Origin of the sequence: Sphingomonas phyllosphaerae (assembly GCF_036946485.1) — a bacterium.
GTDB classification, from domain to species: domain Bacteria; phylum Pseudomonadota; class Alphaproteobacteria; order Sphingomonadales; family Sphingomonadaceae; genus Sphingomonas; species Sphingomonas phyllosphaerae_E.
Window position 1 is genome coordinate 764,640 of sequence record NZ_JAQIJA010000005.1, and the last position, 15,696, is coordinate 780,335.

A 15,696-nucleotide genomic window follows, 5' to 3' on the forward strand; every position below is an offset into this window, starting at 1 on the left:
GAAGCAGACCGGGTGCCCCCAAGCTGGGCTGCTCAAGGTTCGTCGAACGGACCGATCACGGTGCCGACGAAGCCGCCCGCGCGCGCGGTGCTGAGGAAGCCCGCGTCGACGCCGTCACGCAATGTCTTGCGCTCACCGCCGATCGCATAGTCGAACCCCATCGTCCCGCCGTCGGCGCGCAGCGTCAGCGTCACCGGCCGTGCAGCGTCGACCGGCGCACTGGCGACGAGTGTGTCGGCGTCCGCCCCCGCGCGGGTCCAGAGCGCCACCATCGGCTTGCCCTGGATACGCGTCACGCCGAACAGCAGCAGCGAGCGGTCGTTCTGCACCGCCGCCAGCCCGGCGCGCGCGCCGTCCTTGCCGGGCTGGTAGCGCATCGTCACCGAGACGGTCGCGACATGATGCTGCTGCCGTCGCCCGACGAACGACGGCACGCCGTTCAGGTCGCCGAAGCGCGCGCCGGGTCGAAGTTCGAGCGTCCCGCCCGCGACGCGGTGGAAGGGTTGCTTGGGCGTGCGGATGCCAATCCACTGCATCGCCAGCCGGTCGCCGCTGAAATCGTCCGCATAGCCGAAGTCACCACTCGTCGGCAGCACCGGCTTCGCGCCGGCGGGCAGCTTCGGACGCGGCGCGGCAAACGGGATCGGCACGCCGCGTTCGAGGATATGCGGCCAGCCATCCTTCCACGTCACCGGCAGCAGAAAGGTCTCGCGCCCGATGTTGTAGAGGCCGTCGGCATAAGGACGCGTGGCGAGGAAGGTCGCCCACCAGTCGCCGTTCTGGGTCTGGACGAACTTGGCGTGCCCCGCCGAGGTGATCGGATGCGCACGACCGGGCGGCAGGTCGCGCTGGGTCAGGATCGGGTTGCCGGCATAGGGCACGAACGGACCGCGGAGGCTGCGCGAGCGGAACACGACCTGCGAGTGATTGTCGCTCGTCCCGCCTTCCGCGGCGCTGAGATAATACCAGCCATCTTTCCTCAGCAGGTGCGACCCCTCGATCCACACCGGCTTCTTCGACAGATCGACCCCGCCGTTGACGAGCATGGTGCTCTCGCCGACCATCTTGCCGGCGCGCCAGTCATATTCCTGCACCCAGATCGCGCGGTGCCCGTCATAGCGCGGCGGCTCGGCGGGCGCGCGATTGTTGACGATATAGGCGCGATCACCCTCCCAGTAGATCGAAGGATCGATGCCCTCGAACGGTAGCCAGATCGGCTGCGACCACGGGCCGGCGGGGTTCTTCGCGGTGATGACGAAATTGCCGCCGCATTCGACGCAGGTGTTGACGATGTAGAAGGTGCCGTCGTGGAACGAGATGTCGGGCGCGAACACCGCCTGCGACACGCGCCGCCCGGTGAAATCGAGCTGGCCGGGCCGGTCGATCGCGTTGCCGATCTGGGTCCAGTTCACCAGATCCTTCGACCGGAACACCGGCAGCCCGGGAAAGTGCGCGAACGACGAGTTTACGAGGTAATAATCGTCGCCGACCCGCGTCACCGACGGGTCGGGGAAATAGCCGGACAGGATCGGGTTCCGATACGCGCCTGGCCGAGCGGAAACGCGCTCCTGCGCTTTGCCGTCGTAGCGGAAATGCTCGAACCGGGCGACCTGCGCGGTGGCGGCGCTCGCCGCCGCCATGAGGCCGAGCGCGACGCCGCAAAACAGCGCCTTGTTCCGATACTTGATGCCCACGATCCTCTCCCGCTGTTTCGCGGCAGACTAACCGTTAGCGCTATCATCGCAAGCGCGATCAGCGACTTGGCGATCAAGAACGATGCTGTGGGGAGGAAGAAGCTGGATGCCCGACAAGGATTCGAACCTTGATTGACGGAGTCAGAGTCCGCTCTCTTACCATTAGAGGATCGGGCAACAGCGAGGGGGGCATCTAGAAGCGCCGACGCGACGTGTCAACGCCCGCCTTGCCCGACGTATCCCGACTGTGTAGCCTTAAGGCCAAGCACCGGGGGATCGCAGGGGCGGTCCCGGTCCGGCAGATGTAAGAAAGTTGACGGCAATGGTGGATTTTCCCGCCCAATTGCCGCGCCGGCAGGCCCCGCGCCCTGCCCGTTCGGCACGACCCCAGCCGCGCCACACGCGCGGTGCGCCGCGGCATTATGCCGCGCTCGACCTTGGCACCAACAATTGTCGCCTGCTGATCGCGCGCCCGCAGGGCGACGGCTTTGCGGTGGTCGACGCCTTTTCGCGAATCGTCCGGCTCGGCGAGGGGCTTGCGCATAGCGGCGCGCTGTCCGACGCCGCGATTGAACGCACGATCGCCGCGCTGCGCGTCTGCGCGGACAAATTGAAGCGGCGCAACGTCACGCTGGCGCGCTCGGTCGCGACCGAGGCGTGCCGCCGCGCGAGCAACGGCGCGGCGTTCATCGCGCGCGTGCTGGAGGAAACCGGCATCCATCTCGACATCATCTCCGCCGAGGAAGAGGCGCGGCTGGCGGTGCTCGGCTGCCATGCCTTGCTCGAACCCGGCAGCGGGCCGGCGCTGGTGTTCGACATCGGCGGCGGCTCGACCGAACTGGTGCTGGTCGATGCCGACACCACCGTGCCGCGCGTCCGCGACTGGCATAGCGCGCCATGGGGCGTCGTCTCGCTGACCGAGAGCGCGGGCGGCGGCAACACCGCCGAGGAACGCGCGCGCGCGTATAAAAGGATGCGGACGCTCGTCGCCGAGAGTTTCGCGCCGTTCGCGGCACGGCTGCCGCGACCGAGTGGCGTGCCGCGGCTGCTCGGCACGTCGGGGACGGTGACGACGCTTGCCAGCGTCCACCTCGGGCTCGAACGCTACGACCGTTCACAGGTCGACGGGCTGATCGCGCCCGCCGCAGCGATGCGTTCGATCAGTCAGGAACTGGCCGGCATGTCGCTCGCCGAACGCGCCAAATTGCCGTGCATCGGGCGCGAGCGCGCCGATCTGGTCGTCGCGGGGTGCGCGATCCTTGAGGGCATATTGGACCTGTGGCCCGCCGAGCGGCTCGGGGTCGCGGATCGCGGGATTCGCGAAGGGATCCTGCGCCGGCTGATGGAGACGGGAGCATGAGGGGCGCCGGAGTCGGAAGGCAGCGGGTCAAGACCGCCAAGCGCCGCACCGCGCAATCGACGCGTTGGCTGGAGCGGCAGCTCAACGATCCCTACGTGCGTCGCGCCAAGGCGGAGGGCTATCGCAGCCGCGCGGCGTACAAGTTGATCGAACTCGACGAACGGTTCGGGTTGCTGAAGGGCGTGAAGCGCGTCGTCGATCTCGGAATCGCGCCGGGGGGGTGGAGCCAGGTGGTGCGGCGCGTCTCGCCGAACGCGGCGATCGTCGGGATCGACCTGTTGCCGGTCGATCCGATCGACGGCGTGACGATCTTCGAGATGGACTTCATGCATGACGATGCGCCGGGCAAGCTGATGGAGGCGCTGGGCGGCGCGCCCGATCTGGTTATGTCGGACATGGCGGCGAACACGGTCGGGCATCCGCAGACCGACGCGCTGCGGACGATGGCGCTGGTCGAGACCGCGCTGGCGTTTGCGGTCGACGTGCTACGACCGGGCGGCACGTTCGTGTCGAAGGTTTTCGCGGGCGGAGCCGATTCGTCGCTGGTCGCGGAGATGAAGCGCAACTTCACGACCGTGAAGCACGCCAAGCCGCCGTCGAGCCGCAAGGGCTCGGTCGAGTGGTTCGTGGTGGCGCAAGGGTTCAAGGGACGGGTGGCGACTTCCGAGGAGTAGCGCCGGCTGTTCCGTTGCTACCGTCACCCCGGCGGAGGCCGGGGTCCAATGGCGGGCGCTCCGTTGAAATGCGGTGGCGTCTCTCAACTGGATCCCGGCCTTCGCCGGGGTGACGGATTGGGGTCGTGCGACGTCAGGCCTTCTTCGCCGCAATATACGCGTCGACCTGCTCCTCGAGCACGTCGAGCGGCAGCGCGCCTTGCCCCAGCACCGCTTCGTGGAAGCTGCGGATGTCGAACTTCGGCCCCAGCTCGCGTTCGGCCTTGGCACGCAGTTCGGCGATCTTGAGCTGGCCGACCATGTAGCTGGTCGCCTGCCCCGGCCAGTTGAAATAGCGGTCGACCTCGCGCGAAATGTCGGTGTCGCTGACCGAGCTGTTGGCGCGGAAATAGGCGACCGCCTGCTCGCGGGTCCACTTCTTGGAATGCACGCCGGTATCGACCACCAGCCGGATCGCGCGCCACACCTGGTTCGAGAGCATCCCGAACTCGGCATAGGGATCCTTGTACGCCCCCATCTCCTTGGCGAGCCGCTCGCTGTAGAGCCCCCAGCCCTCGACATAGGCGCCATAGCCGCCGAACGCGCGGAACTTCGGGAGGCCCTCCAGCTCCATCGCGCGCGCGATCTGGAAATGGTGCCCCGGCGCCGCCTCGTGCGCGGCGATCGCGTCGAGCTGGATCTTCTGCGTCTGGTTCATGTCGACGAGGTTGACGTAGAAGATTCCCGGCCGCGAGCCGTCCGGCGCGGGCCGGTTGTAGAAGGCGGTCGAGGCGGTGCCCTCGCGCCATTTCTCGACCGCACGCACCTCCAGCTTCGCCTTGGGCAGCCGCTCGAACCATTGCGGCGCGGCCGCCATCATCTGCGCGACGAAGCTGCGCGCATCGCCCAGATACGCCTCGCGCCCGGCCTCGGTATTGGGATATTTGAAGCGCGGATCGGTGCGGACCACCTCGAAGAATTGCTCGAGCGTGCCGTTGAAGCCGACGCGCGTCTTCACCGCCTCCATCTCCTTGCGGATCGCGGCGACCTGCCGCAGACCGAGGTCGTGAATCTGGTCGGCAGTGAGGTTGGTGGTCGTCGAGTCGCGCAGCCGGACCGCGTAATAGGCCGCGCCCTGCGGCAGCTTCCACGCGCCCCAATTGCCGGTCGATTGCGGCTCCAGCGCGTCGAGCGTCGTGAACATCAGCTCGTAGCCGCGCTTCATCGGCCCGGTCATCGCCGCCGCCGCCGCCGCGAGCAGCCGCTGCTTCTCCGCGTCGGACGCCTTGAGCGCGGTCACCTTCTTGCGGAAATCGGCCATCAGCGCCGAATCCGCGCCGGCGGTGAACGGCGCGCCGGTCAGCACCTTGCGCGCGTCGGCCCGCACCGGGGCATAGGTCATCTTGAGGGGCAAGATCCCCATCTTCGCCTGCTCGCGCATCAGCGCGGCGGTTTCGCGCATCACCCGTTCCGAATCGCGGATGCGCGCGACATAGGCGTCGGCGTCCGCGACGCTGTCGATACGATGGTTGTTGATGAGGAACGCCGGCACCTCCCCCATCGGGCTGCCGTTGGTCGACACCGGATAGCGCCACTTGCGGAAGCGGAAGCTGTCGCGCGCGCGCTCGACCTGATCCTCGAACAGGCGGTAGCTGAGCTTGCCGCTGGGTCCCAGCTTCGCGGGCGAGAAGCTGGCGCGCATCTCGCGCAGCTGGCGTTCGGACAGGTCGCGCTCGCGGATCGCGGCGGCGTCGGTATTGTCGTCGAGCTTGTCGTAATTGGTCTTGAGCCCAAGGCTGGTCTGCGCCTCCGGGCTGAGCGCGACGCGCGCGTCGAACGCGCGGTCGAGGAAGGCGGTGAGCCGCGCATCCTCCGCCGCGGTCGAGGCAGCGGGAGCCTGCGCGGCAATCGCGGCGGGGGCGGCGAGTGCGAGAAGCAGCGCGCGCATCAGTTCGGCCCCTGCCCGGTCGCGGCGGCGGTCGTCGGCGGGACCGGCGGTGTCGCAGATTGCGCAACCGAGAGCGCGCGGTCGTACCACGCCGACAGGTCGCGCTTCATCGCCACGAGCGCGTCGGGATTGAGATAGGTCATGTGCCCCGCCGGATAATAAGTGAAGGAGAGATTCCGCTGCTGCGCGGGTTCGAGCATCATGTGCCCGAGGTCGTTCTCGGTGCCGAAGAACGGCGTCGCCATATCGTACCAGCCGTTCATCGACAGCACCTGCAGATACGGATTGCCGCGCATCGCCGCTGCCAGATCGACCGCGGTGTTGGGATTGTTCTGCTGCCCGCCCCCGCGCAGCGGCGAGTCGTGCTTCCAGTTCCACGTCCAGCCCTTCGCATCGCGCGCCGACAGCCGGTACGGCATGTCGGTCTTGTAGCCGAGCGTGTGAGTCGCATAATCGTTGAAGGTCGCGATGAACGCGCCCGAGATCGCGTCGGAGGACACGTCGCTCTCGGGCCGCTCGCCCGCCGCATCGCTGTCGACCCCGACATAGCGCGAGTCGAATCGGCCGACCGTCTGGCGTGAGCCGCGCAGCAGCTCCTTCTGGAAGCGCGGCAGGTCGACACGCAGGTTGCTGCGGATCAGGAAGTCGGGCGACAGGCCGGTCAGCTCGCTCATCCGCCGCGCGACGGTGTCGCGTTCCGCCGCGCTGATGTTCTGCCCCTTGGCGAGCGCCGACATATACGGACCGACCGCGAAGTCGCGCGCCTGCTGCACCACCGTCGCGACATCCGCGGGGCGGTTGGGGAGCCGGTTGTGGTACCAGGCGGTCGCGGCGTAGCTGGGCAGGTAATTGAGATAGACCTGATCGAGCCCCGGCTGGCGATAGCCGTAGTTCATGATCGAACTGAGCAGCACCACGCCGTTCAGCGCCATGCCGCGATCCTGCAACTGGTACGCCAGCGCGCCCGAGCGCAACGTGCCGTAGCTTTCGCCGAAGATGAACTTGGGCGAATTCCAGCGGCCGAACTTGGTCGAATAGCGCAGGATCGCCTTGGCGAAGGCGTCGGCATCCTCGTCGGTGCCGTAGAAGTCGGACGGCTTGGCGTCGCCGAGCGGACGCGAATAGCCCGCGCCGATCGCGTCGAGGAACACCATGTCGGTCTTGTCGAGCAACGTGTAGGGATTCGGGCCGAAATCGTAGGGCGCGGGGCGGATGAACTCGGGGCTGCCGGTCTGGAGCCGCACCGGCGCGAACGAGCCCATGTGCAGCCAGAAGGTCGGGCTGCCCGGCCCGCCGTTGTAGAAATAGGTGATCGGGCGCTTCGTGCCGGGTTTGGTGCCGTCGAGCGTATAGGCGGTGTAGAACATCGACGCGGTCGGCTTGCCCTCGATGTCGCGGATCGTCAGCGTGCCGGCGGTGGCGGTATAGCCGAGCCGCTTGCCCGCGACCGTCACCGCGCCCTTGGAACGCTCCTCGCGTTCCTCGACCGGGGCGTTGGCGGTGGCGGCGTCCGCCTCCTCCTTCTGCACCTCGGCGTTGCTCTTGGCCGGCCGCTTGTCCTTGTCCTGCGCCAGCGCCGGCATCGTCGCGGCGGCGAGCAGGAGGGCGGCGTATCCGAAGCGCATCAGGCGATCCCCTTTATGTCAGGAATGCTGGTGTAATCGTCGCAACGGAAACGATGCAAGCCGTTGAACCACTTATTGCCGTTCGTGCTGAGGAGGCATTGAGCTTGTCGAAATGCTGTCTCGAAGCACCGCCCCGCGCGTGCCCTTCGAGACAAGGCTTCGACAGGCTCAGCCTTTCCTCAGGGCGAACGGAGGAGAGCCAAGCGAGGGGCGACCCTCAAAGCCTTTTCAGTCGTCCTCGTCCTCGAACCCGACCAATGCCAGCGCGCGCGCCTTGATCTGGCGGGTCATGCACCAATGGACCAGCGCCTCCTCGCGGCCATGCGTCACCCACACCTCGCGCGGCGAGATTTCACTCAACGTCTCCGTGAGTTCGTCCCAGTCGGCATGGTCAGACAGGATCAGCGGCAGCTCGACGTTCTTCTGCCGAGCGCGCTGCCGCACGCGCATCCAGCCGCTCGCCATTGCGGTGATCGGATCGGGCAGCCGCCGCGACCATCGGTCGTTGAGCGCCGAGGGCGGGCACATCACGATATGCCCCGCCATCTCCGCCTTCGGCACCCCGGTTGCGGCGCGCAGCTCACCGAGCGGGACTCCGTGCGCCGCATACAGGTCGCAGAGCCGCTGGAGCGCGCCGTGAATGTAGATCGGCGCGGTGTGCCCGCGGACGCGCAGCTCGGCGATCACGCGCTGCGCCTTGCCGAGCGCATAGGCGCCGACGACGATACAACGCTCGGGATTGGCGTGGAGCCGCGCGATCAGTTTGTCGATCTCATCCCCGGTATCCGGGTGGCGGAACACCGGCAGCCCGAACGTCGCCTCGGTGATGAAGACGTCGCATTTGACCGGCTCGAACGGGGTACAGGTCGGGTCGGCGCGGCGCTTGTAGTCGCCCGAGGCGACCACCCGCTCGCCGCGATGATCGAGCACGATCTGCGCCGAGCCGAGCACATGCCCGGCGGGGACGAAGCCGATCTCGACGTCGCCGAGCCGGATGCTCTCGCCATAAGCGACCGGGCGGCCGACCTGCTCGCCGTAGCGCGCGTCCATGATGGCGAGCGTCTCGGGGGTCGCCCATACCTCGCCATGCCCGCCGCGCGCGTGATCGGCGTGACCGTGGGTGACGAGCGCACGCGCGACCGGGATCGAGGGGTCGACCCACGCATCGGCGGGGCGCACGTAGAGCCCGTGCGGATGCGGTTCGAGCCAGTCGCCGAGCGTTGCCATGCCGCAACAACCGCGCGAACGGATCGAAGTTCATCGGCGCGTCGTTGACCACCCGAGATACGGGAGAGAGCCGATGGCTGGCGACGGTTTGTGGAGCTTCGTGGTGATCGCCGGGCCGATCATTCTGGTGGCGGCATTGTTGTTCGCGATGCTGCGCAATCGCCGCAAGCCGCATGAGGAAGCGCGGACCGAACAGGCAACGCGCGAGTTGTACAAGCAGCAATCGGCCGAGGATCGGACGCGGACGCCGTAAGCGTTCGTCATTGCGAGCGTAGCGAAGCAATCCAGGGCGTCCTGGTCCGACTCTGGATTGCTTCGCTACGCTTGCAACGACGAGGGCTCGCTTGCCCCGTCGACTCCACCACCTACATCACTGACATGCCCGCCCGGACGCCCGATTGACCGCCCTCCCCGCCGTCCTCACCGACTGGTTCGCGCGGCGTGGCTGGCAGCCGCGCCGGCATCAACTGGCGATGCTGGACGAGGCGCGCGCCGGGCATCACGCGCTGCTGATCGCCGCCACCGGCGCGGGCAAGACGCTCGCCGGGTTCCTGCCGACGCTGGCAGAACTCATCGACGCGCCCGTCGACGGGCTCCACACGCTCTACGTCTCGCCGCTCAAGGCGCTGGCGGTGGACATCCAGCGCAACCTGCTCGCGCCGATCGAGGAGATGGGGCTCGACCTGCGCGTCGAGACGCGCACCGGCGATACGCCGTCCGATCGCAAGGCACGGCAGCGGGTCAAGCCGCCGCAGATCCTGCTGACCACCCCCGAATCGCTGTCGCTGCTGCTCAGCTATCCCGACAGTTTCACGATGTTCGCCGGGCTGCGGACGATCGTTGTTGACGAAGTTCACGCATTCGCCACCGGAAAACGCGGCGACCTGCTCAACCTTTGCATGGCACGGCTCCAGACAATCGCGCCCGCGCTGCGCCGCGTCGCGCTGTCGGCGACGGTCGCCGATCCGGATGGCTATCGCGCGTGGCTGGCGCCCGATGGCGACATCGATCGCGTCGCGCTGGTGCATGGCGACGCCGGCGTCGATCCCGACATCGCAATCCTGCTGCCCGAAGGGCGCGTGCCGTGGGCGGGCCATTCGGGGCGCTATGCCGCCGAACAGGTGATGGCCGAGATCGAGACCCACAAGACCTCGATCGTCTTCTGCAACACACGCAGCCTTGCCGAGCTGATCTTCCAGGATCTGTGGAAGGCCAATGCGATGCAGCTTCCGATCGGCATCCACCACGGCAGTCTCGAAAAGGAAGCGCGACGCAAGGTCGAAAGCGCGATGGCCGACGGCCGGTTGCGCGCCTTGGTGGCGACCGCCAGCCTCGACCTCGGGGTCGACTGGGGCGACGTCGATTGCGTGATCCAGATGGGGGCGCCCAAGGGGTCATCGCGGCTGCTCCAGCGAATCGGGCGCTCGAACCACCGGCTCGATCAGGCGAGCGAGGCGATCCTCGTCCCCGGCAACCGCTTCGAATATCTGGAGGCACGCGCCGCGCTCGACGCCGTCGAGGCGGGCGAGCTGGACGCCGACGTGTTCCGGATGGGGGCGCTCGACGTGCTCGCGCAGCATGTCATGGCGTGCGCCTGCGCCGCGCCGTTCGAGCAGGCGGCGATGTTGGCGGAGGTGCGCTCCGCCCTCCCCTATTCGGCGCTGACCGACGAATTGTTCGACCGCGTGCTCGGCTTCATCCGCGACGGCGGCTATTCGCTGCGCGCCTATGACCGATTCAAGCGGCTGACGCAGGATGCCGACGGACGCTGGCGGGTGAGTCATCCGAAGTTCGTCGCGCAGCACCGCCTCAATGCCGGGATCATCGTCGAGGCGACGATGCTCAAGGTGCGGTTCCGCAACGGCCGCGCGCTCGGCAAGGTCGAGGAAGGCTTCGCGGCGACGCTCAGCCATGGCGACACCTTCTTCTTCGCCGGGCTGAGCCTCGAGGTCGAGAAGATCGACACTGAGGATCTGATCGTCCGCGCCACCAGCCGCCCGGCGCGCATCCCGACCTATGGCGGCAGCCGGATGCCGCTATCGACCAACCTCGCCAATCGCGTGCGGCGCTTCCTCGACACGCCCGCCGAATGGCATCGCTTTCCCGACGACGTCCGCGAATGGCTGGAGATCCAGCAGCGCCGCTCGACCTTGCCGCACCCCGAGCAATTGCTGGTCGAGACGTTCCCGCGCGAGGGACGGCATTACATGGTCGCCTACAGCTTCGAGGGGTGGAACGCGCACCAGTCGCTGGGGATGCTGGTGACGAAGCGGATGGAGACGCTGGGGCTCAAGCCGCTCGGCTTCGTCGCCAACGATTATGCGATCGCCTGTTACGGGCTGGAGAAGGTCACCGATCCCGCCGCTTTGTTCAGCGCCGACATCCTCGAACATGAGTTCGTCGAATGGGTCGAGCGCTCGCACCTGCTCAAGCGCGCGTTCCGTGAGGTGGCGGTAATCGGCGGGCTGGTCGAGCGCCAGCATCCCGGCAAGCGCAAGACCGGGCGACAGGTGACCTTCTCGACCGACCTGATCTACGACGTGCTGCGCCAGTACGAGCCCGGGCATGTGCTGCTCCAGGCCGCCTGGGCGGATGCGCGCGCGCGGATGACCGATGTCGGGCGGCTCGCCGACCTGCTCGACCGTGCCGCGGACACGATGGTCCATGTCGACCTGCCGCGCGTCACCCCGCTGGCGGTGCCGGTGCTGACGCTGATCGGGCGCGAGAAGGTCGCCACCGGCAGCGCCGACGACGCGCTGCTGATCGAGGCCGAGGCGCTGGCCGCGGAGGCGATGCGCGTGGATTGATCGGCCTTGCGGCGGGGCGTAGTCTCCGGCGATGGAGAAGATGCTCGCGCTGTTGCTCGCTTGCGCCGCGCTGCCGGCGACCGCGCAGCAAGCGCCGCCGCCGGTACCACCGACGGCCCCGGTCGGTGATGATCTCGCCTTTCTCAATCAGGAAGATCGCATGACCGTGCCGGTGCGGATCGACGACGCGGGTCCCTTTCCGTTCATCGTCGACTCGGGCGCGCAACGCAGCGTCATCTCGCGCCAGCTCGCGGCGCGTCTTGCCTTGCCCCCCGGTCCGACGGTGCGGATGACGACGATCACCGGCACCAGCGCGGTCGATACGGTCGTCATCCCGTCGCTGTCGGTCAGCACGCTGGGCGCGCGGCGCGTCGAGGCCCCGGCGCTCGACGCGCATGACATGGGGGCATATGGCATCCTCGGCATCGACGCGATGCAGGATCATGCGCTGACGATCGACTTCGATCGGCAACGGATGACCGTGACCCCTGCGGTCGGGCAGAAGCCGCCGCGCCCCGAACCCGGCGAAATCGTCGTTCGCGCAAAGAGCCTGTTCGGGCAATTGGTCGTCACCAACGCCACGGTCGCCGGGCGACGCGTGCGCGTGGTGCTGGATACCGGGACGAGCGTCAGCATTGGCAATCTGGCGCTGCGTCGCCTGCTTGCGCGGCGCGGCGGGGGGATGCCGGTGGTGTTCACCAGCGTGACCGGCGACAGCATCACCACCGACTATGCCGCGGTGCCGATGCTGACGCTGGGCAGCACCACGATCCGCTCGCTGCCGGTCGGCTTCGCGGACGCGCGCCCCTTTGCGGCATTCGGCCTCGAGGGCAAACCGGCGCTGCTGCTCGGCATGGATGCCCTGCGGCTGTTCCGGCGGGTGCATATCGATTTTGCCCGGCGCGAGTTGCGGCTGCTGCTGCCGCGCGACGCGGCGCGTGCCGGCGTGTCGTAACATATTGCACCACTACCCCTTCGCTGCGACGATGACGGCAACGGACAAGGGGAAGGTGAATGCGTAACGTAGCGATCGCGGCGGTCGTCATGGCGATGCTGGCGCCGGCGGCTCATGCGCAGAACCGCCCCGATCAGAAGGCCTTCTTCGATCTCTACAAAGAGATGGTCGAAACCAACACCGTCGTGAACGTCGGCAGTTGCACGCAAGCGGCGGCGCAAGTCGACGCGCGGTTGAAAGCGGCGGGTTTCGCCGATGCCGACATCACCCGCTTCTCGGTCCCCGAGCATCCGGACGACGGCGGGATCGTCGCGATATTGAAGGGCCGCGATGCCGCCGCCAAGCCGATCCTGTTGCTCGGCCATCTCGACGTCGTCGCGGCCAAACGCGAGGATTGGCAGCGCGATCCGTTCAAGCTGGTCGAGGAAGACGGCTATTATTATGCGCGCGGCGCGGTCGACGACAAGGCGATGGCGGCGATCTGGGCCGATGCGATGATCCGCTTCCGCCAGCAAGGCTATCGGCCGAAGCGGACGATCAAGCTGGCGCTGACCTGCGGCGAGGAGACGACCTTCGCGTTCAACGGCGCGGAATGGCTGGCGAAGAACCGCCCCGAGTTGATCGCGGCCGAGTTTGCGCTGAACGAAGGGGGCGGCGGACGGCTCGACGGCGCAGGCAAGCGTCAGTTGCTGGCGGTACAGGTCGGCGAGAAGGCCGCGCAGAACTATACGTTCGTCACCACCAACCCCGGCGGGCACAGCTCCGCCCCCACCTCCGACAATGCGATCTACGAGCTGGCCGACGCGATCAAGGCGGTGCAGGGCTATGAATTCCCGGTCCATTTCACCGACACGACCCGCGCCTATTTCACCGCCACCGCGCAACGCGCCGACAGCGAACAGGCGGGCGCAATCCGCCGGCTGCTCGCCGATCCGACCGACAAGGCCGCCGACGCGATCGTCAGCCGCGACAAGGTGCTCCATTCGACCTTGCGCACGACCTGCGTCGCGACGCTGCTCAACGCCGGCCATGCCGAGAATGCGCTGCCGCAACGCGCAACGGCGAACGTGAATTGTCGAATCTTCCCCGGCGAAACCGTCGACGGCACGCTCACGACGCTCAAGCGGCTCGCCGGAGACAAGGTGACCGTCACCGCCAATCAGCCGGTGCGCCCCACCGCGATCCCGCCGACCCTCGATCCCAAGGTGATCGAGCCGATGAAGCGTGTCGCGGCAAAGCACTTCCCCGGACTGCCGCTGTTGCCGATGATGTCGACTGGCGCGACCGACGGCGTGTTCCTGGAAGCGATCGGCATCCCGGTCTATGGAGTCCCCGGCACGTTCGTCGATCCGCGGACCAGTGGCGTCCACGGCCTCAACGAGCGGATCCGCGTCGACTCGCTCTATGATGCGCGGGACTATATGTTCGATCTGGTGAAGGTCTATGCCGGCTAAGCGGTTGATCGGCATCGCCGGCTAAGGCATGGCGGACGGCATGGTTCCCGTTCCGTTCGCCGAACTCCGCTTTGCCGGGCACCTCTGGCAGGTGCTGCCCGAAGGCGCGCTGTTCTGGCCGACGCGGCGGGCGTTGCTGGTCGCCGACCTGCACCTTGAGAAAGCGAGCTGGTTTGCACGCGGCGGGCAGATGCTGCCGCCATATGACTCGATCGCTACGCTGGCCGCACTTGCGGAGACGGTCGCTGCGACGGCTGCCGAAGAGGTCTGGTGTCTGGGGGACAGCTTCCATGACATCGCCGGCTGTGATCGGCTGCCGGACGACGCGCGCGCACGATTGTCGGCACTTACGGCAACGACCCGCTGGACATGGATCACGGGCAATCACGACCGCGTGTTCGTCGATCGCTGCGGCGGTGTCGTTCGCAATGAGGCGGTAGTCGACGGAATAATGCTGCGCCACGAGGCTGATCCACGTGAAACATTACCTGAGTTATCAGGTCACTATCATCCCAAGCTGCGCGTGAAGGTGCGCGGCAAGCTCGTCGCGCGGCGTTGCTTCGTGGCGACCGCGACCAAGCTGATCTTCCCGGCCTTCGGGGCTCTGACCGGCGGGCTTGACGTCACGCATCCCGAGATCGCTCGCGCGACGGGTGGCAACGCGGAGGCTCTGGTGGCGCTGCCCGACCGGTTGTTGCGGTTCCCGGTCGCGGCCTGACCGTCAGGCCATCGTGCCCATCAGCAGCTTGGGCAGATCACCGCTCTCGCCGCGCGCTTCTGCCATGAAGCGATGCTTGAGCGGCGGAAGGCGATCGACCGCCGAGATGCCGAAGCGCCGGACCGCGCTCGCGGCCTTGCCCGGCACACCGAACAGCCGCGTCAGCGTGTCGGTGGCGGCGGCGACCATGAAGGTGTCGAGGCTCCGCCATCGCTCATAACGCTTGAGCAATTGCGCATCGCCCGCCTCCAGCCCGAGCCGCCGCCCCTCGACCAGTACTTCGACCAACGCGGCGACATCCCGATAGCCGAGGTTGACCCCCTGCCCCGCGATCGGATGGATGCCGTGCGCCGCATCGCCGACCAGCACCAGCCGCGTATCGGTCAGCCGCGCCGCATGATGGAAGCCGAGCGGATAGCTGGCGCGCGGTGAGGCATGGGACAAGGCGCCGAGGAACCCGCCCATGCGCTTCTCGGCCTCGGCGAGAAAGCCGCGATCGCCGAGCTTGAGCATCCCGGCGGCATGATCCCCGGCCACCGTCCAGACGATCGCGGAGCGATGCCCGATCTCGTCATCGGGAAGGGGCAGCAACGCGAACGGCCCCGCCGAATAGAAGATCTCATAGGCCACATTCTCGTGGCTGCGTTCATGGTGGAACGCACCGATGATCGCCGCATGATCATATTGCCAGCGCGCGACGTTGATCCCCGCCGCCTCGCGCGTCGGCGATTGCCGGCCCTCGGCGGCCACGAGCAGGTCGGCGGTCACGGTCGCCCCCGACGACAGAGAGGCACGCACCCCGTCTGCGTCGCGCGTGACGTGAGTCGCCCGAGTCTGCATCCGCAGATCGACCCGCTCCGCCGCGACCGCCGCATCGTAGAGCGAGCGGCGCAGCAGGCGGTTCTCGTACATCGTGCCCAGCGCGGCATCGTCGACCGCCGGGATGAAATCGAGCTTGCCCGGCGCCAGCCCGTCGCTGACTCTGATCTGGCGGATCTCGCAGCCTTTGCCGCGTAGCGCATCGCCCACGCCGATCGCATCGAGCATCTTGTGGCTGGCGCTCGCCACTGCTGAGGCGCGGCCGTCGAACCGCGCGGTCAGCGTCACCGCGGGATCGGCAGGATCGACGACGATCGTGGACAGGCCATGGCGATCGAGCGCGACCGCAAGCGCGCTGCCGACCAGCCCGCCGCCAAGGATGAGCACATCTGCCCGGGCATCTGCATTGTCCATGGTCCTGCCCTATCCTTCCTCG

At 67.6% G+C, this 15,696-nt stretch carries 12 protein-coding genes and 1 tRNA gene; 7 read left to right on the forward strand and 6 right to left on the reverse strand.

What is annotated here, in order from left to right; translation table 11 throughout:
* Nucleotides 1–32: 32 nt before the first annotated feature.
* Together PGN16_RS12265 and PGN16_RS12270 are read right to left on the reverse strand one after the other, a co-directional pair.
* Nucleotides 33–1,640: a glycoside hydrolase family 43 protein gene (locus PGN16_RS12265; protein ID WP_335310332.1), complete on the reverse strand. Its 1,608-nt coding sequence runs from the start codon at nucleotides 1,638–1,640 to the stop codon at nucleotides 33–35.
* A gap of 157 nt (nucleotides 1,641–1,797) precedes the next feature.
* Nucleotides 1,798–1,871: transfer RNA gene (locus PGN16_RS12270), tRNA-Gln, on the reverse strand.
* A gap of 145 nt (nucleotides 1,872–2,016) precedes the next feature.
* Between PGN16_RS12270 and PGN16_RS12275 the strand changes: the two genes are divergently transcribed.
* Together PGN16_RS12275 and PGN16_RS12280 are read left to right on the forward strand one after the other, a co-directional pair.
* Nucleotides 2,017–3,054 (forward strand): Ppx/GppA phosphatase family protein, encoded by a 1,038-nt coding sequence (locus PGN16_RS12275; protein WP_335310333.1) that lies wholly within the window; start codon nucleotides 2,017–2,019, stop codon nucleotides 3,052–3,054.
* The gene (locus tag PGN16_RS12280; RefSeq protein ID WP_335309688.1) at nucleotides 3,051–3,728 is read left to right on the forward strand and encodes an RlmE family RNA methyltransferase; all 678 of its coding nucleotides are present in this window, start codon (nucleotides 3,051–3,053) and stop codon (nucleotides 3,726–3,728) included. The genes PGN16_RS12275 and PGN16_RS12280 overlap by 4 nt, the downstream gene beginning before the upstream one ends.
* 133 nt (nucleotides 3,729–3,861) lie before the next feature.
* Here the strand turns inward: PGN16_RS12280 and PGN16_RS12285 are convergent, their stop codons facing one another.
* The 3 genes from PGN16_RS12285 to PGN16_RS12295 form a co-directional block, all read right to left on the reverse strand.
* Nucleotides 3,862–5,655 (reverse strand): DUF885 domain-containing protein, encoded by a 1,794-nt coding sequence (locus tag PGN16_RS12285; protein WP_335309689.1) that lies wholly within the window; start codon nucleotides 5,653–5,655, stop codon nucleotides 3,862–3,864.
* Nucleotides 5,655–7,280: a S10 family peptidase gene (locus PGN16_RS12290; protein ID WP_335309690.1), complete on the reverse strand. Its 1,626-nt coding sequence runs from the start codon at nucleotides 7,278–7,280 to the stop codon at nucleotides 5,655–5,657. The genes PGN16_RS12285 and PGN16_RS12290 overlap by 1 nt, the downstream gene beginning before the upstream one ends.
* Nucleotides 7,281–7,508: 228 nt before the next feature.
* Complete coding sequence (locus tag PGN16_RS12295) at nucleotides 7,509–8,507, reverse strand: ligase-associated DNA damage response exonuclease (RefSeq protein WP_335309691.1); 999 nt, start codon at nucleotides 8,505–8,507, stop codon at nucleotides 7,509–7,511.
* A 73-nt stretch (nucleotides 8,508–8,580) separates the two neighbouring features.
* On the opposite strand from PGN16_RS12295, the gene PGN16_RS12300 reads away from it, so the two are divergent.
* The 5 genes from PGN16_RS12300 to pdeM all read left to right on the forward strand — a co-directional run bounded on the left by PGN16_RS12300 (nucleotide 8,581) and on the right by pdeM (nucleotide 14,441).
* Complete coding sequence (locus PGN16_RS12300) at nucleotides 8,581–8,760, forward strand: hypothetical protein (protein ID WP_335309692.1); 180 nt, start codon at nucleotides 8,581–8,583, stop codon at nucleotides 8,758–8,760.
* 145 nt (nucleotides 8,761–8,905) lie between these two features.
* A complete protein-coding gene (locus tag PGN16_RS12305; protein WP_335309693.1) occupies nucleotides 8,906–11,314 on the forward strand; it encodes a ligase-associated DNA damage response DEXH box helicase in 2,409 nt (802 codons plus the stop codon).
* A gap of 31 nt (nucleotides 11,315–11,345) precedes the next feature.
* Entirely contained in the window at nucleotides 11,346–12,269 is a 924-nt protein-coding gene (locus PGN16_RS12310) for an aspartyl protease family protein (protein ID WP_335309694.1), read from the forward strand.
* A gap of 59 nt (nucleotides 12,270–12,328) precedes the next feature.
* Nucleotides 12,329–13,723 (forward strand): M20/M25/M40 family metallo-hydrolase, encoded by a 1,395-nt coding sequence (locus PGN16_RS12315; RefSeq protein WP_335309695.1) that lies wholly within the window; start codon nucleotides 12,329–12,331, stop codon nucleotides 13,721–13,723.
* Between the two features lie 40 nt (nucleotides 13,724–13,763).
* Nucleotides 13,764–14,441: a ligase-associated DNA damage response endonuclease PdeM gene (pdeM, locus tag PGN16_RS12320; RefSeq protein ID WP_335309696.1), complete on the forward strand. Its 678-nt coding sequence runs from the start codon at nucleotides 13,764–13,766 to the stop codon at nucleotides 14,439–14,441.
* A 3-nt stretch (nucleotides 14,442–14,444) separates the two neighbouring features.
* On the opposite strand, the gene PGN16_RS12325 is transcribed toward pdeM, so the two are convergent.
* On the reverse strand, nucleotides 14,445–15,674 hold the full coding sequence (locus PGN16_RS12325) for a UbiH/UbiF/VisC/COQ6 family ubiquinone biosynthesis hydroxylase (RefSeq protein ID WP_335309697.1): 1,230 nt from the start codon (nucleotides 15,672–15,674) through the stop codon (nucleotides 14,445–14,447).
* Nucleotides 15,675–15,696 lie beyond the last annotated feature (22 nt).